The organism is Pseudomonas citronellolis (assembly GCF_029335315.1).
Classification (GTDB): domain Bacteria; phylum Pseudomonadota; class Gammaproteobacteria; order Pseudomonadales; family Pseudomonadaceae; genus Pseudomonas; species Pseudomonas citronellolis_A.
In genome coordinates this window covers 1-22,505 of record NZ_JARJLT010000132.1, presented here as the reverse complement: position 1 = coordinate 22,505, position 22,505 = coordinate 1, and the positions used below count along the sequence as shown (strand labels likewise).

Here is a 22,505-nt window from a genome sequence, read left to right as displayed (position 1 = left end):
CGCCGGTTTGCGTTCTATCGACAGGCTTCGCGCGGATCAGTGGTGCTCGAGGGCACTCACCAGGTCGTGGAAGGCTTCACGGTTGGACTCGTTCAGGCCCATGAGGATGCGGTGGGCTTCGAGCACCTTGCTGCGCACCACTTCCTCGGACTGGTCCTGGGGCGGCAGGTCGGTGAGGCACTCGGGGCACGGGATGGGCCGGTCGACGATGTTGAACACCTGGTCGAAGCCCATGGATTGCAGCAACCGGGTGATATCCGGGTTGGTGGTCACCAGGGTCGGCAACAGCCCCACCTTCTGCCTGGAGAGGATCGACAGCTTGGCCAGGAGGCCCAGGGTCGTGCTGTCGATGCTCCGGGTTTCCGTGAGATCGATGATGATCGCCGTGAAATTCAACGCGGCGAAGATTTTTTCAATGGTGGCATCCAGCGCCGAACACAGGGTCAGGCGGACTTCGCCAACGAACTTCAGGACGAAGGAGCCATCCTGCTCGGCGAACTGGATTTTACCGGTACTCATGCAAGGTTCCTGCTCAACACCAGCAAGGCGATATCATCCGGCATCTCGGACAACTTGGCCAGTCCGAAGACCTGGCGCAGGCCATCCAGCGTCCCGCCGGCGGCGACGACCTGCTCGGGCAGGGCCGTCTCCTTTTCTTTCAATGTAGCCCCGGGCAGCACGTCCAGTATGCCGTCGGAGAACAACGACAGGCTGAAGGACCTGGGCAGGTCCATCGTCCGGTCGTCGTAGGTGGCGTCGTCGAACAGCCCCACGGGCAGCCCGCGACCTTCGAGGTAACGCGCCTCGCCGTCGACATAGAGTACCGGCAGAGGCAGGTGCCCACCGATGCTGTAGGTCAGGCGATCGGTTTCCAGGTCGATCACCCCGCCGAGCATGGTCACGTGCTTGCCCAGCTTGGTGTTGATCAACCCGCGGTTGATGTGCCCGAGCACCTCGGAAGGCTTGAACTCGGGCAGGGTGCCCGCGCGCCGCGACTCGTAGAGCAGGCGCGTGGTCATGAACTTCAGCAGCACGGTCACGAACGCCGAGGAGGCGCCATGGCCGGACACGTCGGCCAGGTAGAAGCCGATGCGCCGCTCGTCGACACGGAAATAGTCGACGAAGTCGCCGGACAGGTACAGCGACGGGATGATCTGGTGGGCGAAGCTCAGGCCCTCGGCTTCCCAGGGGGTCACCGGCAGCATGTTCATCTGCACGTGGCGCCCGGCGTTCTGGTCTTCCTGCAGCAGGTTGAGGCTGGCCTGCAGCTCGCGGTTGGCGGCTTCCAGCTTCTCCCGGTAGCGGCGGTTCTCCGAACGCAGGTAGGCGCGATCGAGGGCGCGGCGCACCGAGTGCTCCAGCACCGCCAGGTCTTCCAGGGGCTTGATCAGGTAGTCGGCCGCGCCCAGGCGCAGGGCCTCGACCACGTCGCTCATCACGCCGGCGCCGGAAAGCACGATCACCGGGGTTTCCACCGCCATCTCGCCGACCCGGCGGATCAGCTCCAGGCCATCCAGCTGCGGCATGCGCAGGTCGCAGATGACCAGGTCGGGCAGTTCATGCTGGAAAACCTGCAGCCCCTGCTGGCCGTTGGTCGCCTGCAGGACTTTGAAACCGCTGTCTTCGAGGTAGGCGGCGAGGCTTTCGCGTACGACCTCGTCGTCATCGATGATCAGCAGCGTGGCACTGGGTTTGTGCATGGGGTATCCAGGCAAACGGCGCCGGAGGTGGTGGTAGAGGCGCGCATGGCGGTATGTACGGCGCAGGTCGGGTACGACAAGGCGCAGACACTACTCCCATCCGCCCGAGGGTTCAAGACGGCCTCTCGGCGCGTCGGCGGCAGCCCCTGGGGCGAATGGGTGGCAGGCGTGTCAGAAGTCGTCTTCGACCTGGCCGTCCTTGACCTTGAACTCGCGGTTCTGCAGGTAGGCGTTGCGGATGAAAGTGTACTTGTCGCCGGAAATCAGCTTCTCGGACTTCAGCAGGTTGGCGCGGGTGTCGACGACATCGACGCCGTAGAGGCTGTTGCGCACCGGGATGTTGTCGATGTACGGGTACATGCCGGTATAGGAGTCCGGGATCTTCGACGGCGCGTCGCGCAGGGTGCTCGGGCCGAGCAGCGGCAGCATCACGTAGGGGCCGCTGCCCACGCCCCAGTAGCCCAGGGTCTGGCCGAAGTCTTCGTCGTTGCGCTGCAGACCCATCTTGGTCGCCACGTCGATGAAGCCGGCGAGGCCGAAGGTGGTGTTGAACAGCAGGCGGCTGGTGTCGACGCCGGCGTGCTCGACCTTGCCCTGCAGCAGGTCGTTGACCAGGTTGCGGACGTCACCGATGTTGCCGAAGAAGTTGTGGATGCCGTCCTGCACGAAGTTCGGCGTCACCTTCTGGTAACCCTGCGCCAATGGCTTCAGGGCGTAGGTGTCGAGGGTGTCGTTGAAGGTGAAGATCGGGCGGTTGACGCTCTCCCAGGGGTCGTCCTCGCTCGCGGCCTGGGCCACGAAGGGAAGCATGACCAGGCTGGCTCCCGCCAGCAGGCGAGCGCTGCGCTGCATCCAGTTGACGCCGAGTGGGCGCATCGAGTTTCTCCTTTGCAAGTCGGGCGGAGCCGCCTGGACGGCCCCGAATCGCTGCGCAGTATATAGTTCCGCGACGGTTTTGCAGACAGCGGATTATTTCGAACTGTCTTGCGCGCGTCGCAAGAGTCCGGGTTCCGCGCCAGCGCTTTCCTCACGATAGCCAAAGGCCAGAGGTTCTGCGCGGGCTCAGTCCGGATAGCGCGACTCGACGACGATTTCCAGGGCGTCCGGGCGCCAGAATTCCTGGTCCAGTTCCACCACCCGGTCATCTTCGGCATGGCTGACGCGTTCGAGGAACAGCCCCGGCGCGCCCGGCGCCAATTGCAGCAGCTCGGCCTCGGCGGCGCCCAGCGCGCACGGGTGCATGGCCAGCCGACAACGCCGCAGGCGCTTGCCGAAGCGCTCGCGCAGCAGGCCGGTCAGCGAGGTGTCGAGGTTTTCCCCGAGCAGGCCCGGACACCAGGCGGCGTCCAGCAGAATGCGCTCCAACAGCACCGGGCGCTCGTCGATCCAGCGCCGCCGCTCGAGGCTGAACAGCCGGGCGCCCTCCTCCAACCCCATGCGCCGCGCGGTCTGCGCGTCGGCGGCGCACTCGCGGCGAGCGAGGGTTTCGGTGCGCGGGCGGCGTCCCTGGGCGGCGACGTACTCCATGAAACCGACGCTGCGCGCCGGGTCGTAGAGCACCCGCGGCGGCGCGACGAACCAGCCGCGGCGGTTCTCGCGGTACAGCAGGCCCTCGGTCTCCAGCTGCTGCAAGGCCTCGCGCAGGGTCACCCGGGTGCAGCCGAAGCGCTCGGCCAGCTCGCGTTCTCCCGGCAACCGCGCAGCCAGGCCGCCGTCGGCGAGCTGCCGGGCCAACTGGTCGCGGATACGCAGGTAATGCAGGGGTCGTTCGGCCGCCATGGCGCGCTCTCCAGCGAAAGGCGCACCATTATAAGGCAGGCGGCGCCGGCTTCACCGGATCGTCACAATGCCCGGCTAGTCTGGCCTAGACCATTGCCCAGACGCCCCTCCATGCCCGCCTCGATTCCCGCCGACCTGCCCCGCTTCACCTCCCTGCTGTTCGGACTCACCGGCGACCTGGTGGACTTCGGCGCCCGCACCCTGCCCCTGGCCCTGCAGCGCAGTTGCCCAGACTGCCCGCAGGAGCGCCTGGCCGAGGCCGTGGCGCTGCCGCCGCAGGAAGCGCTCGCCCACCTGCTCGGGCACGCGCCCAGCGCCGAGGAAACCGAGCGCTTCCGCCACCGTCTGGTAGAGGCCGCCAACGACCACGCCGAGCCCATCGCCGAAGCCTTGCCGGCGCTGCACACCCTCAGCCGGCAGGGCGTGCCCTGCGCCTGGCTGGAGGAGCTGCCGAACCCGGCCAGCCAGCGTCTGGCCGCCGCCCTAAACGGTGCCCTGGGCAACGGCATCGCCCACGCCGGCCGCCCCTGGCCGGCGCCGGACGCCTGCTGGCAGGCGCTGATGGAGCTGGGCACCCCGCAACTGGACGGTTGCGTGCTGGTGAGCAGCCAGCCACGGCTGCTGCAGGCCGGCCTCAACGCCGGGCTATGGACCATCGGCCTGGCCGCCAGCGGCCCGCTGTGCGGTCTCTCGGCGCGCGACTGGCAGGCCCTGGAGGGCAACCGCCGCGACCTGCTGCGCTCCCAGGCGACCCTGGGCCTGTACCGCCTCGGCGTGCACTCGGTGATCGATCACCTGGGCGAGCTGGATTCCTGCCTGCTGGACATCGCCAGCCGCCGCGCCAAAGGAGAAAAACCATGACCCACGCCCGCCACGCCTTCCTCGACGAACTCGCCGAACGCTTCGCCAGCCACGGCGCCGAGCCCTACGGCGAGTCGGTGAGCCAGGCCGAGCACGCCCTGCAATGCGCCACCCTGGCCGAGCGCGCCGGCTGCTCCGACAGCCTGGTGATCGCCGCCCTGCTGCACGACCTCGGCCACCTCTACGAGAACCCGGACGAAATCGAGACCTGCGACCTGCGCCACGAGGAAGTCGGCGCCGAGCGCCTGCGCGAGCTGCTGCCCGAATCGGTGTGGCAGCCGATCCGCCTGCACGTGGCGGCCAAGCGCTACCTGTGCGCGGTCGACCCGGCGTACCAGGCCGGCCTGTCGCCGGCCTCGCGGCACAGCCTGGCGCTGCAAGGCGGCGCCTTCGACGCCCGCGCGGCCGCCGCCTTCCTCAGCGCGCCCTACTCCCAGGACGCCATCACCCTGCGGCGCCTGGACGACCTGGGCAAGGACCCGGCCATGCGCACCCCGGAACTGCCGCACTTCTTCCCGCTGCTGGAACGTCTGCTGCGTATTGACGGGCATCACCCACGGCTGCGCTCGGCGAGTTAAGCTGTCTGGCATGGCGATGGACTTTTGCCGTTCCGGCAAGGTCCATCATGGGTAGGCACCGCAGAAGGAAACCACCATGCCGACACGTCAACTGCGTGAAGAACTGCAGCGACTGCGCGATCAGCTGGAACAGCAACCGCCGCTGAGCGACGAGCAGCACGCGGAGCTGGAAACCCTGATAGAAGACATCGAGCTGCAACTGGCCAACGAGGAAGCCCTTGCCGACGACAGCCTGCTGGATGGCGTCAACCTGGCGGTGGAGCGCTTCGAGGTGAGCCACCCGACGCTGGCCGGCACCCTGCGTTCCATCGTGCAGAGCCTGGCGAACATGGGCATCTGAAGCCCACGCAAAGAAAAAACCCGGCCTCGGCCGGGTTTTTCGTTTCCGCGTATTACTGACGCACCAGCCGGCGGTTGTCCGGCGCGATGGCTTCGCTGCTGCGGTAGGGGTTGATGTCCAGCCCGCCGCGGCGCACGTAGCGCGCGTAGACGGTCAGGCGGCTGGGTTGCAGCAGGCGTTGCAGGTCCAGGTAGATGCGCTCCACGCACTGCTCGTGGAAATCCTGGTGCTGGCGGAACGAGACCAGGTAGGCGAGCAGGCTGGCCGGGTCCAGCGCCGGGCCGGCGTAATCCACTACCAAAGTGCCCCAGTCCGGTTGGCCGGTGACCGGGCAGTTGGATTTCAGCAGGTGGCTGTAGAGCACCTCGTCGACCCGCTGCGCAGCGTCGCAGCGCAGCAGCTCGGGGCGCGGGTGGTCGTAGCTGTCGACGGCGATGTCGAGGTCGTCGACGCAGCGGCCGGGCAAGCGCGCCACGCCCTCCTCGGCGACGTCGTCGAGGCTGCGCAGACGCACTTCCACCGGCGCGCCGGCGGCGCCCGAGAGGTCGCGCTGCAGCACGGCCTGCAAGGCTTCGCGGCTGTCGAAGCGGCTCTGGTTCAGCGAGTTGAGGTAGAGCTTGAAGGACTTCGACTCGATGATGTTCGGCGACTGCGCGGGAATCGCGAATTCGCCGATGGCCACCACCGGCTTGCCGGCCGGGGTCAGCCAGGACAGCTCATAGCAGTTCCAGAAATCCACGCCCTGGTAAGGCAGGTTGGCGCCGTCCAGGCCCAGCTCGGCCCACTTGGTGGCGCGGCTGATGGGGAACAGCAGCTCCGGCGCGTAGGTGGAGACGTATTCGCTGGACTTGCCCAGCGGCGAATGTTCGGCGGGATGCTGCATGACGGGAACCTGCGGAAGCGGATCGAAACCCGCCGGGCGGCGGGCGCGGCAAGTGTATACAAATGCCCCGGTGCTTTCAGCAGGCAGGGGACGAGCAGAGCGGATCGACATTCGCTCTTACAGCCCGTAGGGACGCACGGTTTGGCGCGCGTTCAGAACCACATGCGGACGCCAGCCACCCAGTACCCCTCCTCGTCCGCTTCGCCGTCGGCACGGGCGAGGTCGCCGTTGCGGCCATAGGCCTTGCTCCACTGGTAGCCGACGTAGGGCGCGAACTCGCGACGGATCTCATAGCGCAGGCGCAGGCCCAGCTCCAGCTCGCTGCCGCCGGCGCCCACGCCGGTGGCGCGGTCGTCGGCCAGGGCCAGGTTGTATTCCAGCGCGGGTTGCAGGACCAGGCGCTGGGTCAGCAGCAGCTCGTACTCCGTCTCCAGGCGCAGCGAGGGGTCGCCGCGCTCGCTGAGGAACAGGTTGGCGTCCACCTCGAACCACTGCGGCGCCAGGCCCTGCACGCCGAGCACCGCGTAGCTGCGCGATGGGCCGGGCTGATCGTCGTGGCGCACGCCGGCCTGCAGGTCCCAGAACTCGGCGACCATGCGCTGGTAGAGCAACTGCACTTCGTTGTCGCGGGTCGGCCCGCCGGCGTCCCGTTCGCCCTCGGCTTTCAAGCGCAACTTCTGGTAGTCGGTGCCGTACCAGCCCTGGGCTTCCCAGGCCAGGCTGGCGGCGTTGCCGTGGAAGCGGCTCTCCAGGCGCTGGAGCAGCAGCGAGCCCAGCGGCATGTCGTCCATCTCGGCGCCTTCGGCGGGCAAGGCGAGGCCCAGGGCGGCCGCGCAGGCCACCCGTGCGAATGTGTTCATGCGGGCTCCTAGAGCGTGACGCGGGCCGGCGCCGGCTCGACGATGACTTTGCGCATCATGCCGGCGGCCATGTGGTAGATCAGGTGGCAGTGGAAAGCCCACTCGCCCAGGGCGTCAGCCGGCACGTCGACCTCCAGGGTGCTGCCGGGGGCGACGCTGACCACGTGCTTGAGCGGGTTGAAACGGCCGTTGCCCTTGTCCAGCTGCATCCACATGCCGTGCAGGTGCATGGGGTGGGTCATCATGGTGTCGTTGACGAAGCGGATGCGCACCCGCTCGCCGTATTTCAGGCGGATCGGCTCGGCCTCGGAGTACTTCTTGCCGTCGATCGACCAGAAATAGCGTTCCATGTTGCCGGTCAGGCGGAACTCGATGCTGCGGTCCGGCGCGCGGTAGTCGGCGTAGGGGCGCATGGCCTTGAGGTCGGCGTACACCAGCAGGCGCTCGCCGGGTTGCGCCGGTTGCGGCGCCAGGCCACTGCCGGGGGCATAGTCGGAGCGCGGCTTGCTCGCCATCTGCGCATGGTCCATGCCGGGCATGTCGCCCATCGCCATGCCCGCGTGATCCATCCCGGCATGATCCATCCCGGCATGGCCCATGCCCATGTCGGCCATGCTCAGCAACGGCCTCGGGCGCGGCGCCGGCACCTGCGCCTGCATGCCTTCGCGCGGGGCCAGGGTGGCGCGGGCATGGCCGCTGCGGTCCATGGCCTCGGCGAACAGCGTATAGGCGCGCGCGTCCTGCGGCTGGACGATAACGTCGTAGGTTTCGGCCACGGCGATGCGCAGCTCGTCCACCACCACCGGTTGCACGTCGTTGCCGTCGGCCTGGACCACGGTCATTTTCAGGCCGGGGATGCGCACGTCGAAGTAGCTCATGCCCGAGCCGTTGATCAGCCGCAGACGCACGCGCTCGCCGGGCTTGAACAGGCCGCTCCAGTTCTGTTGCGCGTCGCGGCCGTTGACCAGGAAGCGGAAGCCGGAGATATCGGCGATGTCGGTCGGCGTCATGCGCATGCCGCCCCAGTCCAGGCGGTCCTTCAGGGTCGCCCACCAGCCGTTGGCGCGGGCGTCGGCGAGGAAGTCGCCGAGGGTGCGCTGGTGCTGGTTGTAGTAGTCGCTCTGCTTCTTCAGGTTGGCGAACACGGTTTCCGGCTTGCTGTCGTGCCAGTCCGCCAGCAATAGCGTGTACTCACGGTCATAGCTGTACGGCTCGCGCGCCTTGGGCTCGATCACCAGCGGGCCGTAGAGCCCCTCGATCTCCTGGAAGTCCGAGTGGGCGTGGTACCAGTAGGTGCCGGACTGCTTCACCGTGAAGCGGTAGGTGAAGGTCTGCCCCGGCTTGATGCCGGGGAAACTGATGCCCGGCACGCCGTCCTGGGTGTAGGGCAGGATCAGGCCGTGCCAGTGCAGCGAGGTGTCGCGATCGAGGGTGTTGGTGACGCGGATTTCCACCTCTTCACCTTCCTTGAAACGCAGTTCCGGCGCCGGCGTGCGGCCGTTGACGGTGAGCGCGCGGCGCGTGCCGTCGGACAGCGCCAGCTCACCCTCGCCAATGCTCAGTTCGTACACCCCGGCTTGCGCCAGGCAAGCGCCGCCCAGCAGCGCCGCGCCGAGCAGCGCGCGCAGTCCTTGTGCCTTCATGTGACGGGCTCCGGGTCAGGGCTCGACGGTCAACCGGCCGACCATCCCGGCCTGGTAGTGGCCGGGGATGTTGCAGGCGAACTCCAGGGTGGTGGCCTTGCCGAAGGTCCAGGTCAGCTCGGCGCTCTTGCCCGGCTCCACCAGCACGCTGTTGGGGTCGTCGTGCTTCATCATCGTCGCGTGGTCCATGCCGGGCATCGAGCCCATGTCGTGCTGCATCATGCCGGTGGGCGTGAGCATGCCCATCTCCTGCATGTGCTGCATTTGCTTCTGGTGCTCGGCGTGCATGGCGGCGTCGCCCAGGTTGAACTCGTGCAGCAGGCTGCCGTTGTTGTGGATGACGAAGCGCACGGTCTCGCCGGCCGTCACCTGCAGCGACTTGGGTTCGAAGTACATCTCGCCCAGGGTGATCTCGACCGTGCGCGTGGCCTGGGCGGCCTTGGCCGGCTTGCCGAAGGCGTAGGTATGGCTGGCGTCGGCCAGGGCCGGCAGGGCGAGGCTGGCGGCGAGGCCGAGAACGGCGGCGCTGAGTACCTGGCGAATACGCATGGGGAATCCTCCTGTGATTGATCTGTCTGCATCCTGACCGGCCACGCCTGCCGGCTGGCTTTCGGGAAGATTACAGTTGTGTCAGCTTGGCGGCGCCGACCGCCGGGCTGGATACAATGCACGGCATGCGCCAACCCCGGAGGCCCGCGCCTTGAAACTCCTCATCGTCGAAGACGAACCCCGTATCGGCCAGTACCTGCGCCAGGGCCTGAGCGAGGCCGGCTACGCCGTCGACCTCTGCGGCGACGGCGCCGAAGGCGAGCTGCTGGCGCTGTCCGGCGGCTACGACCTGGCGATCCTCGACGTGATGCTGCCCGGCCGCGACGGCTGGCAGATCCTCCGCGCCATCCGCCAGGCCGGTCTGGCCCTGCCGGTGCTGTTCCTCACCGCCCGCGACGCCGTGGAAGACCGCGTGCGCGGCCTGGAACAGGGCGCCGACGACTACCTGGTGAAACCCTTCGCCTTCGTCGAGCTGCTGGCTCGCGTGCGCACCCTGCTGCGCCGGGGCGGCCAGCAGTTGCAGGAAACCGTGCTGCAACTGGCCGACCTGGAGCTGGACCTGCTGCGCCGCCGGGTGCAGCGCGGCGGCAAGCGCATCGAGCTGACCGCCAAGGAATTCGCCCTGCTGGAACTGCTGCTGCGCCGCCACGGCGAGGTGCTGCCGAAGTCGCTGATCGCCTCGCAGGTGTGGGACATGAACTTCGACAGCGACACCAACGTCATCGAGGTCGCCATCCGCCGCCTGCGCGCCAAGGTCGACGACGACTTCCCGCAGCGCCTGATCCACACCGTGCGCGGCATGGGCTACGTGCTCGAAGAGCGGGCGCCGTGAGCGCCGCCGCGCGGGTTTCGCTCGGCGTCCGCCTGAGCCTGCTGTTCGCCGCCAGCACCGCCGCCATCTCATTGATCGCCGGGGCGGTGTTCAGCCGCGCCAGCGAGGCGCACTTCATCGAGCTGGACCGCCAGGTGATGGCCGGCCGCCTGCCCTACTTCCGCGAACTGCTCGGCCCGGTGCGCGGCCCCGCCGAACTGGCGCCGCAGCGACCGGCGCTGGAGCGCGAACTGACCCGCCACCCCGACCTCGGCGTGCGTCTGGACGGCGCCGATGGCCAGCGCTGGCTGGACGAGGCGCCGCGCATGAGCAGCGGCGGCGACGGCATGCCGGGGATGGACGACGGCCCGGCCTACCGCGAGATGCGCGTACCGCTGGACCCCGGCGAACCCGCCGGGCGCCAGCTCACCCTGGTGCTGGATATCACCCACCACCAGCACTTCCTCGGCCATATGCAGCAGCTGATCTGGCTGACCATGGGCCTCTCCGCCCTGGCCACGGCGCTGCTCGGCGCCTGGGCCACCCGCGCCAGCCTGCGCCCGCTGCGGCGCATGCGCGAGGTGGCGGCGCGGGTCTCCGCGCAGTCGCTGACCCCGCGCCTGGACGCCGGCCGCCTGCCGGCCGAACTGAGCGGCCTGGCCAGCGAGCTGAACGCCATGCTGGAACGCCTGGAGGAAGCCTTCCAGCGCCTCTCGGCGTTCTCCGCCGACATCGCCCACGAGCTGCGCACGCCGCTCACCGCGCTGCTGACCCAGACCCAGGTGGTGCTCTCGCGGCCACGCGACGCCGAGAGTTACCGCGAGGCCCTGCACGGCAACCTGGAGGAATTGCAGCGGCTGACGGCGATGGTCAACGACATGCTGTTGCTGGCCAAGGCCGACCATGGCCTGCTGGCGCCGGGCCGCGAAGACCTCGACCTGGCCGCCGAAGTCGACGCCCTGCTGGAGTTCTACGCGCCGCTGGCCGAGGACGGCGGCCTGAGCCTGACGCGCGAGGGCCAGGCGCGCACGACCGGCGACCGCGGCATGCTGCGCCGGGTGCTGGCCAACCTGCTGGACAACGCCCTGCGCTTCACCCCGGCCGGCGGCGCCATCCGCGTCGCCCTGCGGCCCGGACGGATCAGCGTGGAAAACCAGGGCCCGGCGATTCCCGCCGAGCAACTGGCGCGCCTGTTCGACCGCTTCCACCACCGCGAGGCGCCGGGCGGGCCCGGCCAGGGCGTGCACGCCGGGCTCGGCCTGGCGATCTGCCGCTCCATCGTCCAGGCCCACGGCGGCACCCTGAGCGCCGAGAGCGCGGACGGCTGGACGCGCTTCGTCATCGAGTTGCCGGCGCGCCGCTGAGGGCGGGATTCAGCCCAGCTCGCGGAGCAATTCCGGGAGCAATTCGAAGAGGTCGCCGACCAGGCCGTAGTCGGCGACCTCGAAGATCGGCGCGTCCGGGTCCAGGTTGATCGCCGCGATGGTCGCCGAATCCTTCATCCCCGCCACGTGCTGTACGGCGCCGGAGATGCCGATGGCGAGGTACAGCTGCGGCGCGACTATCCTGCCGGACTGGCCGACCTGCAACTCGCTCGGCGCGAAGCCGGCGTCCACCGCCGCCAGCGAGGCGCCGACCGCCGCGCCCAGGCGATCCGCAAGGGGATAGAGCATGGCGAAGCCCTCGCGGCTCTGCAGGCCACGCCCGCCGGCGACTATCACCCGCGCCGCGCCCAGCTCCGGGCGCTCCGACTTGAGCAGGGTTTCCTCGACCAGCGCCGCCAGGCCGCCATCGCCCGGCCCGTCGACCGCCAGCACCGGCGCCTCGCCGCCGCCCTCGGCCACCGCGTCGAACGCCGTGGGGCGCACGCTGATGACTTTCACCGAGGCGCTGGACTGCACGGTGGCCACGGCGTTGCCGGCGAAGATCGGGCGCTTGAAGGTATCCGGCGCGAGCACGGCGGTGATGTCGGATAGCTGATCGACATCGAGCAGCGCGGCGATGCGCGGCAGGTAGTTCTTTCCGTCGAGGGTGGCCGGCGCCAGGATGTGGCTGTAGGGGCCGGCCAGGTGCAGTACCAGCGCGGCGAGGTTTTCCGCCAGTTGCCCGGCGTAGGCCGGTGCGTCGGCGAGCAGCACGCGGCTGACGCCCTCGGCCCGCGCCGCGTCGCGCGCCACGGCGGCGACGCCTTCGCCCGCCACCAGCAGGTCGATCTCATCGCCCAGCAGTCGCGCGGCGGCCAGCGTGCTGCGGGTGGCGGCGCTCAACCGCCCGGCGTCGGCGCCACGGCTGCCGTCGGCGATCACCAGAATGCTCATGGGCACCTCCGTGCCGGTCCGCGCCGCCCAGGACGGGCGACGCCAGCACGGAAGCCTAGCCGATAGGAGGTGCCGGGCCCTTGCCTGAAGTCAGGCTCCAGGGGCCCCTAATACCTGTAGGAGCGAGCTTGCTCGCGAAGGCCCAGGCACTGCACTCAAGCCTCTAGGTTATTCTCCTTCGGGCCAGCGCAAGCGCTGTTCGCGATGAAGCCGCGTCCCGCGTTCGCGGGGATGACGGTAGGAGCGCGTGCCACCCCCCAACTCCGTCACTCCCGCGAACGCGGGAGCCCAGCGCCTTTGGTGGCGGGCGTAGCAGCGGGCCACGCCCGCGATCGACCCGGCGTTACAGGCTCAGCACGCCGATGCCGCTCTCGATGGCGAAGCGCGTGCCGTACACCTCGGACAACCGCGCGAAGCGCTCCAGGATGGCGACGCCGTGCTCGCCCTCGGCCAGGCGCGGGCGGCCGCGGCGGTGGATCGCCTCGCCCAGGCCCAGGCTCACCGGGTGCAGCTCGATGGCCTGCAGGCGCGCGCCGTCGAAGCGGCACACCGGCACCAGCGATTCCCAGAAGCGCGCGTCCGAGGGGAAGCTGCGGGTGTCGTTCTGCGTGCGTTGCTGGAACACCTTGGACGGGGTCTGGTTACGGTCCACGCGGAACTGCTCGTAGCTGTCCACCGGCAGGCGCTCGACCAGCTCGTTCTGGCCGATGAAGTTGCCCAGGCTGTAGAAGATCGGCTTGCCGTTGTACAGCTCCATGCCGCGCAGCAGGTGCGGGCCGTGGCCGACCACGATGTCGACGCCGGCGTCGATCATCCGCCGGGCCAGCGGCTGGAGGAATTCCGCCGGGGCTTCCAGGTCCCATTCGCCCTCGGCGTTGTAGCCCAGTTCGTGGGCGTGGACGCTCAGCACCACCACGTCGGCCATCAGCCGCGCTTCCTCGACCCAGCGCAGGATGTCGTCGACGTCCTTCTTGCGCGGCGTGGTGCGCAGGCGGGTCTGCTGGCCCTCGCGGAACAGCACCGGGGTGAAGGGCCCGAACACCGCCAGCGACGGGTGCGGCAGCGGGTGGGCGAAGCCCAGGTCGACGGCGCCCTGGTACAGGCGGTCGAGGCCGAGGCCGGCGATCAGCTCGCGCACCTGGGCCATCTGCGTCGGGTTGACCTCGTGCACGGTGTCGAAGCGCAGCGGGTTCAGGCCGGGGCGGCCGGGCATGTCGCGGGTCTGGTCGCTGGCTTCCTGGCCCTTGCCGAAGGTGGCGCTGCAGGCGAGCAGGGCCACGGTGCCTTCGGGGCGGGTGCAGTACACCGGCCGGCGGGCTTCCTCGAGGTTGCGCCCGGTGCCGGCGTAGAGCAGCTCGCGCTGCTCCAGCTGGCGGTGCATGGCGTGCAGGCCGGAGATGCTGTAGTCCAGCGCGTGGTTGTTGGCGGTGGAGAACAGGTCGAAGCCACCGGCCACCAGCTCGTCGAGGACCCAGGCCGGCGCGCCGAAGTGCGAGCCGCCGCTTTCCAGGGCCGGGTCGCCTTCGAAGTCGTTGGGCAGCACTTCCAGGTTGGTGAAGCTGACGTCGGCGTCGCGGATCAGGTCGAACAGCGGGCGCAGGGTCGGGTCGTCGGTGCTGTTCAGGCGGCGCTGCAGGATGCTGTCGCCGGTCAACGCAATCTTCATGCGGGTTCCCATGGTCTGCCGGGGAGGGATGGCGCCGGACTATAGGGCAAACCACCGGCGTGGCCGGGTGAATCCTGTTTATCGCGATAGCCGCCGGTTATCGGCGCCCGCGCATTCGCGCTTTTGGCTATGGGCATAAGTTTTTTTCAGAAGCCGGCCGTGTGACCCGGCTCTTACCATGCGACCGCCTCCCGGATCGCCGCGCTACTTCGTGGCGCCGGGCTGCGCGGGAAGCCCCGGGCTTCCCCCTTACAGCACGTTCCAGGCGGAGAACAGCATGAAAAGAATAAGAGCCGGCGGTGAGTTCCTGCGGCCGCGGAAACTGGCATTGGCGATCGGATTGGCTGTGGGGGGCATCGCCCCGCTGCACGCGGCGACTTTCAACATCGGGGAGATCGAGGGTCGCTTCGACTCCAGCCTGTCCGTGGGTTCCAGCTGGGCGATGGACAACCCGGACAAGAAATTCATCGGTTCGCGCAACGGCGGCACGGCGTCCAGCGCCACCTCCGACGACAACCGCCTGAACTTCAAGAAGGGCGAGGCCTTCAGCACGCTGTTCAAGGGCGTGCACGACCTCGAGCTGAAGTACCAGGACACCGGCGTGTTCCTGCGCGGCAAGTACTGGTACGACTTCGAGCTGAAGGACGGCCACCAGCACCTCTACGACATCGACGACAACGGCCGTGACCAGGCCGCGCGCTCCTCCGGCGCACAACTGCTGGACGCCTTCATCTACCACAACTACGACTTCCGCGACCTGCCGGGCACCGTGCGCCTGGGCAAGCAGGTGGTCAGCTGGGGCGAGAGCACCTTCATCCAGAACGGCATCAACAGCATCAACCCGGTGGACGTCTCGGCCCTGCGTCGCCCCGGCTCCGAGGTCAAGGAAGCCCTGATCCCGGTGAACATGTTCTATTTCAACCAGGGCCTGACCGAGAGCGTCTCGCTGGAAGCCTTCTACCAGCTGGAGTGGGAAAAGACCGTGGTGGACAACTGCGGCACCTTCTTCGGCAGCGACATCGTCGCCCAGGGTTGCGACACCGGGATGGCGATCAACGGCAGCGACTTCGACCGCGACGTCAACGGCACCGGGGTCAAGGGCGGCTACGGCTACGTGCCGCGCCTGGGTGACGACGACGCCCGCGACGGCGGCCAGTTCGGCGTGGCCATGCACTGGATGGTGCCGGAGCTGAACGACACCGAGTTCGGCCTCTACGCCATGAACTACCACAGCCGCACGCCCTACAGTAACTGGGTGGTCGGCAAGGGCGCGCTGGCCGACCCGGTGGGCGGCCTCTCCGGCTACGGCGGCAAGAGCACCGCGCGCTACTTCCTGACCTACCCCGAAAACATCCGCCTGTACGGCCTGAGCTTCAACACCACGGTGGGCACCGCGGCGCTGTCCGGCGAGATCAGCTACCGGCCGAACATGCCGCTGGCGATCAACGGCACTGACATCTCGGCGGCGGCCACCCTGGGTGCGGCGGCGACCAACCCGGCGGTCAACGCCGGCCTGCCGATCTTCGCCAGCGGCTGGGCCAGCTCGGCCTACGGCTCGCTGATCCAGGGCTACCAGCGCAAGCCGGTGACCCAGGCGCAGATGACCCTGACCGACACCTTCGACGAGATCAGCCTGATCCGCGCCGACCGCCTGACCCTGGTCGGCGAGGTGGGCTTCACCCACGTCAGCAACCTCGGCCCCACCGACGGCAGCGGCCTGCGCTTCGGCCGCAGCAGCGTCTACGGCAACGGCCAGCTGGCCTCGGCGGGCAGCTCCGCGCTGCTGCATCTGTCGGGCAACGCGCTGTGCACCGGGGTGGTCAACACCGCCAACCCCGACGAGTGCAACGACGACGGCTTCTACACCGCCAACTCCTGGGGTTATCGCCTGCGCGGCCAGCTCGAATACAACGACATGATCGGCGGCGTGACCCTGAAGCCGAACCTGTCCTTCTCCCACGACGTGCAGGGCTACGGCCCGACCTTCAGCGAGGGCGAGAAGGCCGTGAGCATCGGCCTGGACGGCGAGTACCTCAGCAAATACACCGCGAGCATCAGCTACACCGACTATTTCGGTGGCGATTACAACACCAACACCGACCGCGACTTCCTCGCCGTCAGCCTGGGCGTCAGTTTCTGACGCCCCCCGGAGGAACCCCATGAAGCACAAGCTCCTGCTCAAGGCCGGCTGCCTCAGCCTCGGCCTGCTCGCCGGCCAGGTGATGGCCGCCGTCTCCGCCGACCAGGTCGCGCGCCTGGGCGCCGACCTGACCCCGATGGGCGCCGAGAAGGCCGGCAACGCCGACGGCAGCATCCCGGCCTGGACCGGTGGCCTGGCGGCCAACGCCGGTGCGCTCGACGCCGCCGGCTTCGTCGCCGACCCCTATGCCGGCGAGAAGCCGCTGTTCACCATCACTGTGCAGAACGCCGAGCAGTACAAGGCCAGGCTGACCCCCGGCCAGCTGGCGATGCTCAAGCGTTTCCCGGACACCTATCGCATCCCGGTCTACCCCAGCCACCGCAGCGCCGCCTACCCGGCCGACGTGCTGGCCGCGGTCAGGGCCAACGCCGGCAGCACCAAGCTGGCCGAGGGCGGCAACGGCCTGGAGAACTTCCAGGTGTCGATTCCCTTCCCGATCCCGCAGAGCGGCCTGGAAGCGATCTGGAACCACATCACCCGCTACCGCGGCAAGACCATGCTGCGCACCACCGCGCAGATGAACCCGCAGGCCAACGGCGACTACACCATCAGCTACATGAAGGAGGAATTCGCCTTCCCCTTCGGGCTGAAGGACTACGACCCGGCGAAGATGTCCAACATCCTCTACTACTTCCGCCAGGAGGTCCTCTCGCCGCCGCGTCGCGCGGGCAGCGTGCTGCTGGTGCTGGAGACCATCAACCAGGTCAAGGAACCGCGCATGGCCTGGCAGTACAACGCCGGCCAGCGCCGCGTGCGCCGCGCCCCGCAAGTGGGCTACGACAGCCCCGGCGCGGAAGGCATGCGCACCTACGATGACTTCGACATGTTCAACGGCGCGCCGGATCGCTACGACTGGAAGCTGGTGGGCAAGCAGGAGCTGTACATCCCCTACAACAGCTTCCCGCTCGACTCGCCGAAGGCCAAGTACGCCGACGTGGTCAAGCCGGGCCACCTGAACCCCGACTACACCCGCTACGAACTGCACCGCGTGTGGCACGTGCAAGCGACCCTGAAAGAGGGCCAGCGCCACGTCTACAGCAAGCGTGACCTGTACATCGACGAAGACAGCTGGCAGATCGCCGAAGCCGACGCCTACGACGGCCGCGGCCAGCTCTGGCGCGTTTCCGAAGGTCACGCCCGGCCGTTCTATGACCAGCAGTTCACCTGGCTGACGGCGGAAACCCACTACGACGTGCTGTCCGGCCGCTACACGGTGTCGGGCCTGCGCAACGAGGAGAAGGGCGCCTACCGGTTCGGCCTGGAAACCACCAGCAACGACTTCACCCCGAGCGCCCTGCGCGCCACCGGGATTCGCTGAGTCAACAGAGCAACTCCACCGATGCTCTCTTTGTGGGCGGCCAGATGGCCGCCTTTTTTTGCGTTGGCAGCGGGGCCTGCGTAGGGCGAATAACGCGCCAGCGTTATCCGCCGTCGATCCCCGCGCCGGTGCTGTCGGCGGATAACCGCGAACGGTTATGCGCCCTACGGGGGCCTTTCGGCGTGCGGGCACTGACGATTTCAGCCATGACCAACCGGTCAGGCCGGAATCTGGCGTTTTTTACAATTGGCCGCTGCCTTCCCGCGCGATTTTTGCTTTACCTTGCGCGGTACAAGTCGAACAGAGCCGTCGTAGAGCCCCCTCATGAAGTTGCATCAACTGCGCGCCATGGTCGCCATCTGCGAGAGTGGCAGCATCCAGGAAGCCTCGCGCCTGCTGCACATCTCGCAGCCGGCCCTGTCCAAGAGCATCAAGGAACTCGAAGCCGAGCTGGGCGTGCCGTTGCTGGTGCGTTCCAACCGGGGCATCACCGCCACCGAGTACGGCGAGCGCCTGGTGCGCCGCGCGCGGCTGGTGGTGGAAGAGGTGCGCCGGGCGCGCGACGAGATCGAGACGCTGAAGGGAGCGATGGACGGCCGGGTGGCCATCGGCGTGTCGCCGGTCACGCCCAGCCAGCAGTTCGCCGCCTGCCTGCTGCGCTACCGCAAGCGCTTCCCCAAGGTGCAATTGCAGATCAGCGAGCTGCGCCCGGCCAAGCTGCTCGAAGGCCTGCGCGAAGGCCAGCTGGACCTGGCGCTGACCTCGCAGCCGGCCTCGCGCAACATCGACGGCTTCCTCTGGCAGGAGCTCTACGCCCAGCCCACCACCCTGGCGGTGCGCAAGGGCCACCCATTGCGCGGCGCCACCTCGCTGCACGAGCTGCTCGACCAGGAGTGGCTGATCCCCGACTCCCTCGACGTGTCCCTGGCCGGTGAAATGTTCCGCGAGCACCAGGTGGAGCCGCCCCGGCACATCATCGAGTGCGCCTCGGTGGTGCTCTACGCCGAGCTTGCGGCCAACACCGACGCGGTGAGCTTCTGGTCGCGGCGGGTGTTCGACCTGCCGATCGTCTCCAGCACCCTGGAGCCGCTGAACCTCGCCGAGCGGGTGCCGGGCACCGACATCTCGCTGGTCTCGCGGCCGGCCGAGCTGATGACCCGCGAGGCGCAGACGCTGGTCGACGAACTGGTCTACGCCTTCAAGGGGCCGCACCTGCAGAAGCCCGCCGGCTGACCATAACCAGCCTGGATAAGCATGTGCAGAGGTCATTATTCAGGGTGCCCGGGCTAGGGCATGCTGCCGGCCGTCGTCATTACAACAAGGACAGGGCCATGACCCAGGCCAGCGCCGCGACCCTCGCGCGCCTCCAGGAATGCCAGGATGAATTCACCCGCATCCGCCGGCAGATCCACCAGTATCCCGAACTCGGCTTCGAGGAACGGCGTACCAGCGAACTGGTGGCCGGCTACCTGCGCCAGTGGGGCTACGACGTCCACGAAGGCGTCGGCGGTACCGGCGTGGTCGGCGTGCTGCGCCTGGGCGATGGCGCGCGCAGCATCGGCATCCGCGCCGACATGGACGCCCTGCCCATCGAAGAAGCCAGCGGCGTGCCCTACCGCAGCCAGCAGCCCGGCAAGATGCACGCCTGCGGTCACGACGGGCATACCGCCATCCTGCTCTGCGCCGCGCGCCACCTGGCCGAGACCCGCGCTTTCGATGGCACCCTGAACCTGATCTTCCAGCCCGCCGAGGAAACCCTCGGCGGCGCCGTGGCGATGATGGAAGACGGCCTCTTCGAGCGCTTCCCGTGCGACGCGGTGTACGCGCTGCATAACGCGCCGGGCTTGCCGGTGGGCTGTTTCCTGACCCGCGAAGGCCCGCTCACCGCCTCCAGCGACCGCGCGACCATCCGCCTGCTCGGCGTCGGCGGCCACGGCGCCATGCCGCATGCGGCGAAGGACCCGGTGGTGGCGGCGGCCGAGCTGGTGCTGGCGCTGCAGAGCATCGTCTCGCGCAACGTGCCGTCCACCGAGGTCGGCGTGATCACCGTCGGCGCGATCCACGCCGGCGAGGCGGCCAACGTGATTCCCGACCAGGCCGAGCTGCGCCTGAGCGTCCGCGCCACCCGCCCGGAAGTGCGCCAGCTGCTCAAGCAGCGTATCGCCGAGGTGACCCACGGCGTGGCCGCGGTGCATGGCATCCAGGCCGAGCTGGACTACGAGGAGCTGGTGCCGGTGCTGGTCAACACCCCGGAGGAAACCCGCCTGCTGCGCCAGGTCGCCAGCGAGCTGGTGGGCCCGCAGCGGCTGCTTTCCGATACGCCCTCGGGCTACCTCGGCAGCGAGGATTTCGCCTGGATGCTGGAGCGCCGGCCGGGCTGCTACATCGCCCTGGGCAACGGCCAGAGCGGCCCGAGCGGCTGCATGGTGCACAACCCCGGCTATGACTTCAACGACGCGGCCATCCCCTTCGGCGCCAGCCTCTGGGTGCGCCTGGTCGAGACTTACCTGGCCGCCTGAGGCCGACTGGAGCAACCATGCGCAACACCCGCCGTACCCTGATCCTGGTGCTGCTGATGCTGGTGATGGTCATCAGCGTGATGGACAAGACCATCTTCGCCTTCGCCGGCGCGCAGATCATCGACGAGCTGAAACTGACGCCGAGCGAATTCGGCTTCGTCGGCAGCGCCTTCTTCTTCCTCTACTCGATTTCCGGGGTGCTGGTGGGCTTCCTCGCCAACCGCTTCCCGACCCGCTGGATCCTCGTGGGCATGTCGCTGGTATGGATGAGCGCGCAGTTGCTGGTCAGCTTCAGCAGCGGTTTCGCCGCGCTGGTGGCCAGCCGCCTGCTGCTCGGCGCCGGCACCGGGCCGGGCACGGCGATCACCCAGCACGCGGTGTTCAAGTGGTTCGGCCCGCGCGAGCGGGTGCTGCCGTCGTCGATGATCCAGGTGTCGATCATGCTCGGCGCCGTGCTCGGCGCGGTGACCCTGCCGCTGGCCATCCAGCACCTGGGCTGGCGCATGGCCTACCTGGGCCTGGCGCTGCTCGGCCTGGTGTGGATGCTCGTCTGGCTGCTGTTCGGCCGCGAAGGCAACCAGGGCGAAGCCGAGGCCGAGGCCGGCGGCGAACGCCTGCCGTACCGGCGCCTGCTGCTCAACCGCACCTTCCTCTGGATCACCCTGCTCGGCTTCCTCGGCTACCTGCCCAACGCGCTGGTCTACAGCTGGGTGCCGGTGTACCTGCAGAAGGGCCTGGGGATGACCGCCATGCAGTCCGGCTACACGGTGATGGCGGCGACCCTCGGGGTGATCGTCTTCAACCTCGGCCTCTCGGCCTGGTCGCAGCGCCTGATGCAGCGCGGCGCCTCGGTGCAGACCGCGCTGGTGCGGCTGCCGGTGTACTGCGCGATCCTCGCCGGCGCGGCCTTCGCCGCCATCAGCGGCGTCCACGGCAACCTGCCGGCGGTGATCGGCCTGTACCTGTGCGCCTGCATGCTGATCAACGTGCTGCCGACCTTCTGCAACACCATAGTCGCGCACATCGCGCCGCCGGCGCAGCGCGGTTCCATGCTGGCCATCCACATCGGCGGCATGACCAGCGCCGGGATGCTCGCGCCCTGGCTGATCGGCCACCTGGTGGAGCTGCGTGGCGGCAACATCGCCCAGGGCTTCGAGCTGGGCCTGGCGCTGATCGGCGTGGCGGTGATCGCCTGCGCGCTGTTCGGCCTGCGCCTGATCGCCCCGGACCGCACCCGCGAGACCCTGCGCGGCGCCCACCCGGACATGCCTGCCACGGCATGAGCCGCGGCCGCACGGCCGTGGCGAAGCGCCGGCGGCGATCACGAGTCGCCGCGCGGCGCCCCTGACTTCTACACCCCCCTTCGCGCCCCTCCCGGCGCGGGCTTACCGGCCCGCGTCGCGGATGCGCTCATCCGGAGAGACGATGAATCCGTCCGCCTGCTTCTCCCAGAGCTACGCCGAGGCGCGTGGCAAGTTCCTCGAGGCCTGCGCCGCCGCCGGCCTCAGCGTGGAGTCCCACGCCCATCCGCTGCCCGGCCGCGACGGCGAAGCGCTGGCCCTCGACGTGGCCCGCGCCGGCCCCATGGACGCGCGCCACCTGCTGCTGGTGAGCAGCGGCTGCCATGGCGTGGAAGGCTTCTGCGGCTCCGCCGTGCAGATCGCCCTGCTGCGTGACCCGAACTGGTTGGCCGAGGCGCTGGCCGGTGGCTGCGCGGTGCTGTTCCTGCACGCGGCCAACCCCTACGGCTTCTCCTGGTGGCGGCGCTGGACCCACGAGAACGTCGACCTCAACCGCAACTTCCTCGACTTCTCCGCGCCGGCGCCGCAGAACCCCGGCTACGAAAGCCTCGACCCGATACTGATCCCGCGCCACTGGCCGGCCCGGCTGAGCCGCGCGCGCCTGCTGCTGCACGCCCTGCGCCACGGCAAGCGGAGCCTGCAGGCGGCGATCTCGGCGGGCCAGGCCAGCCACCCGAGCGGGCTGTTCTACGTCGGCGCCGAGCCGACCTGGAGCAACCGCACCGTGCGCCAGGTGCTGCGCCAGCATGGCAGCCAGTGCCGTGAGCTGGCCTGGATCGACCTGCACACCGGCCTCGGCCCGCGCGGCTACGGCGAATACATCTACTCCGGTGACCCCAGCGCCGAATCCCTGGCCCGCGCCCGCGCCTGGTGGGGCGACGTGGTGCGCTCGACCGACGAGGGCAACAGCGTCTCGGTGAAGCTCAGCGGCAAGATGGTCCACGCGAGCTTCGAGGAGTGCCCGCAGGCGCGGCTGACCTCGGTGACCCTGGAGTTCGGCACCCTGGCCGGGCTCAAGGTGCTCGACGCGCTGCGCGCCGAGCAGTGGCTGGAGCGCACGCCGCAGGCGCCGGCGGAGCAGGCCGGGAAGATCAAGCGGCAGCTGCGCGACGCCTTCTACGTCGACGAGGATGACTGGAAGCGGCAGGTGCTGGAACAGTCCCGCGTGGCCGCCGACGG

21 protein-coding genes are annotated in these 22,505 nt (G+C 68.9%); 11 read left to right on the top strand and 10 right to left on the bottom strand.

Features of this window, described 5'->3' with window-relative positions; all coding sequences use genetic code 11:
• Positions 1-36 precede the first annotated feature (36 nt).
• From rssC to P3W75_RS11125, 4 genes are all read right to left on the bottom strand, one after another.
• Positions 37-519, bottom strand: a complete 483-nt coding sequence (gene rssC, locus P3W75_RS11140) for an anti-sigma factor antagonist RssC (protein ID WP_276227440.1) — start codon at positions 517-519, stop codon at positions 37-39.
• On the bottom strand, positions 516-1,700 hold the full coding sequence (gene rssB / locus P3W75_RS11135) for a two-component system response regulator RssB (RefSeq protein ID WP_276227439.1): 1,185 nt from the start codon (positions 1,698-1,700) through the stop codon (positions 516-518). The genes rssC and rssB overlap by 4 nt, the downstream gene beginning before the upstream one ends.
• A 171-nt stretch (positions 1,701-1,871) precedes the next feature.
• On the bottom strand, positions 1,872-2,576 hold the full coding sequence (locus P3W75_RS11130) for an MlaA family lipoprotein (RefSeq protein WP_276227438.1): 705 nt from the start codon (positions 2,574-2,576) through the stop codon (positions 1,872-1,874).
• Between the two features lie 186 nt (positions 2,577-2,762).
• Positions 2,763-3,479 carry a UTRA domain-containing protein gene (locus P3W75_RS11125; RefSeq protein ID WP_276227437.1) on the bottom strand — a complete coding sequence of 239 codons (717 nt, stop codon included), beginning with the start codon at positions 3,477-3,479 and terminating at the stop codon, positions 2,763-2,765.
• Between the two features lie 111 nt (positions 3,480-3,590).
• Between P3W75_RS11125 and P3W75_RS11120 the strand changes: the two genes are divergently transcribed.
• The 3 genes from P3W75_RS11120 to P3W75_RS11110 all read left to right on the top strand — a co-directional run bounded on the left by P3W75_RS11120 (position 3,591) and on the right by P3W75_RS11110 (position 5,258).
• On the top strand, positions 3,591-4,340 hold the full coding sequence (locus P3W75_RS11120; protein WP_276227436.1) for an HAD family phosphatase: 750 nt from the start codon (positions 3,591-3,593) through the stop codon (positions 4,338-4,340).
• Positions 4,337-4,918 carry a phosphonate degradation HD-domain oxygenase gene (locus tag P3W75_RS11115; RefSeq protein WP_276227435.1) on the top strand — a complete coding sequence of 194 codons (582 nt, stop codon included), beginning with the start codon at positions 4,337-4,339 and terminating at the stop codon, positions 4,916-4,918. Before P3W75_RS11120 ends, P3W75_RS11115 begins: the two co-directional genes overlap by 4 nt.
• A gap of 76 nt (positions 4,919-4,994) precedes the next feature.
• Complete coding sequence (locus tag P3W75_RS11110) at positions 4,995-5,258, top strand: DUF4404 family protein (RefSeq protein ID WP_276227434.1); 264 nt, start codon at positions 4,995-4,997, stop codon at positions 5,256-5,258.
• 52 nt (positions 5,259-5,310) lie between these two features.
• Here the strand turns inward: P3W75_RS11110 and queF are convergent, their stop codons facing one another.
• From queF to P3W75_RS11090, 4 genes are all read right to left on the bottom strand, one after another.
• Positions 5,311-6,141: an NADPH-dependent 7-cyano-7-deazaguanine reductase QueF gene (gene queF, locus P3W75_RS11105; RefSeq protein WP_276227433.1), complete on the bottom strand. Its 831-nt coding sequence runs from the start codon at positions 6,139-6,141 to the stop codon at positions 5,311-5,313.
• A 152-nt stretch (positions 6,142-6,293) separates the two neighbouring features.
• Positions 6,294-7,001: a copper resistance protein B gene (locus P3W75_RS11100; protein WP_276227432.1), complete on the bottom strand. Its 708-nt coding sequence runs from the start codon at positions 6,999-7,001 to the stop codon at positions 6,294-6,296.
• Positions 7,002-7,009: 8 nt separating this feature from the next.
• Complete coding sequence (locus P3W75_RS11095) at positions 7,010-8,644, bottom strand: copper resistance system multicopper oxidase (RefSeq protein ID WP_276227431.1); 1,635 nt, start codon at positions 8,642-8,644, stop codon at positions 7,010-7,012.
• A gap of 15 nt (positions 8,645-8,659) precedes the next feature.
• The gene (locus P3W75_RS11090; RefSeq protein ID WP_276227430.1) at positions 8,660-9,193 is read right to left on the bottom strand and encodes a cupredoxin domain-containing protein; all 534 of its coding nucleotides are present in this window, start codon (positions 9,191-9,193) and stop codon (positions 8,660-8,662) included.
• A 151-nt stretch (positions 9,194-9,344) separates the two neighbouring features.
• Between P3W75_RS11090 and P3W75_RS11085 the strand changes: the two genes are divergently transcribed.
• Entirely contained in the window at positions 9,345-10,025 is a 681-nt protein-coding gene (locus P3W75_RS11085; RefSeq protein WP_276227429.1) for a heavy metal response regulator transcription factor, read from the top strand.
• Entirely contained in the window at positions 10,022-11,368 is a 1,347-nt protein-coding gene (locus P3W75_RS11080; protein ID WP_276227428.1) for a heavy metal sensor histidine kinase, read from the top strand. The genes P3W75_RS11085 and P3W75_RS11080 overlap by 4 nt, the downstream gene beginning before the upstream one ends.
• A gap of 9 nt (positions 11,369-11,377) precedes the next feature.
• Here P3W75_RS11080 and P3W75_RS11075 read toward each other — a convergent pair whose 3' ends face one another.
• Both P3W75_RS11075 and P3W75_RS11070 read right to left on the bottom strand, forming a co-directional pair.
• Positions 11,378-12,322, bottom strand: coding sequence for an electron transfer flavoprotein subunit alpha/FixB family protein (locus P3W75_RS11075; RefSeq protein ID WP_276227427.1), 945 nt, complete (start codon positions 12,320-12,322; stop codon positions 11,378-11,380).
• Between the two features lie 343 nt (positions 12,323-12,665).
• Positions 12,666-13,988: a CapA family protein gene (locus tag P3W75_RS11070; protein WP_276227426.1), complete on the bottom strand. Its 1,323-nt coding sequence runs from the start codon at positions 13,986-13,988 to the stop codon at positions 12,666-12,668.
• A gap of 277 nt (positions 13,989-14,265) precedes the next feature.
• On the opposite strand from P3W75_RS11070, the gene P3W75_RS11065 reads away from it, so the two are divergent.
• From P3W75_RS11065 to P3W75_RS11040, 6 genes are all read left to right on the top strand, one after another.
• The gene (locus P3W75_RS11065) at positions 14,266-16,128 is read left to right on the top strand and encodes a DUF1302 domain-containing protein (RefSeq protein ID WP_276227425.1); all 1,863 of its coding nucleotides are present in this window, start codon (positions 14,266-14,268) and stop codon (positions 16,126-16,128) included.
• Positions 16,129-16,147: 19 nt separating this feature from the next.
• A complete protein-coding gene (locus P3W75_RS11060; RefSeq protein ID WP_276227424.1) occupies positions 16,148-17,506 on the top strand; it encodes a DUF1329 domain-containing protein in 1,359 nt (452 codons plus the stop codon).
• 324 nt (positions 17,507-17,830) lie between these two features.
• Complete coding sequence (locus P3W75_RS11055) at positions 17,831-18,739, top strand: LysR substrate-binding domain-containing protein (protein WP_276227423.1); 909 nt, start codon at positions 17,831-17,833, stop codon at positions 18,737-18,739.
• Between the two features lie 98 nt (positions 18,740-18,837).
• Entirely contained in the window at positions 18,838-20,025 is a 1,188-nt protein-coding gene (locus P3W75_RS11050; RefSeq protein WP_276227422.1) for a M20 aminoacylase family protein, read from the top strand.
• 17 nt (positions 20,026-20,042) lie between these two features.
• On the top strand, positions 20,043-21,308 hold the full coding sequence (locus tag P3W75_RS11045) for an MFS transporter (RefSeq protein ID WP_276227421.1): 1,266 nt from the start codon (positions 20,043-20,045) through the stop codon (positions 21,306-21,308).
• A gap of 142 nt (positions 21,309-21,450) precedes the next feature.
• Positions 21,451-22,505, top strand: a 1,055-nt coding sequence (locus P3W75_RS11040; protein WP_276227420.1) for a M14 family metallopeptidase, incomplete at its 3' end; no start/stop codon positions are given.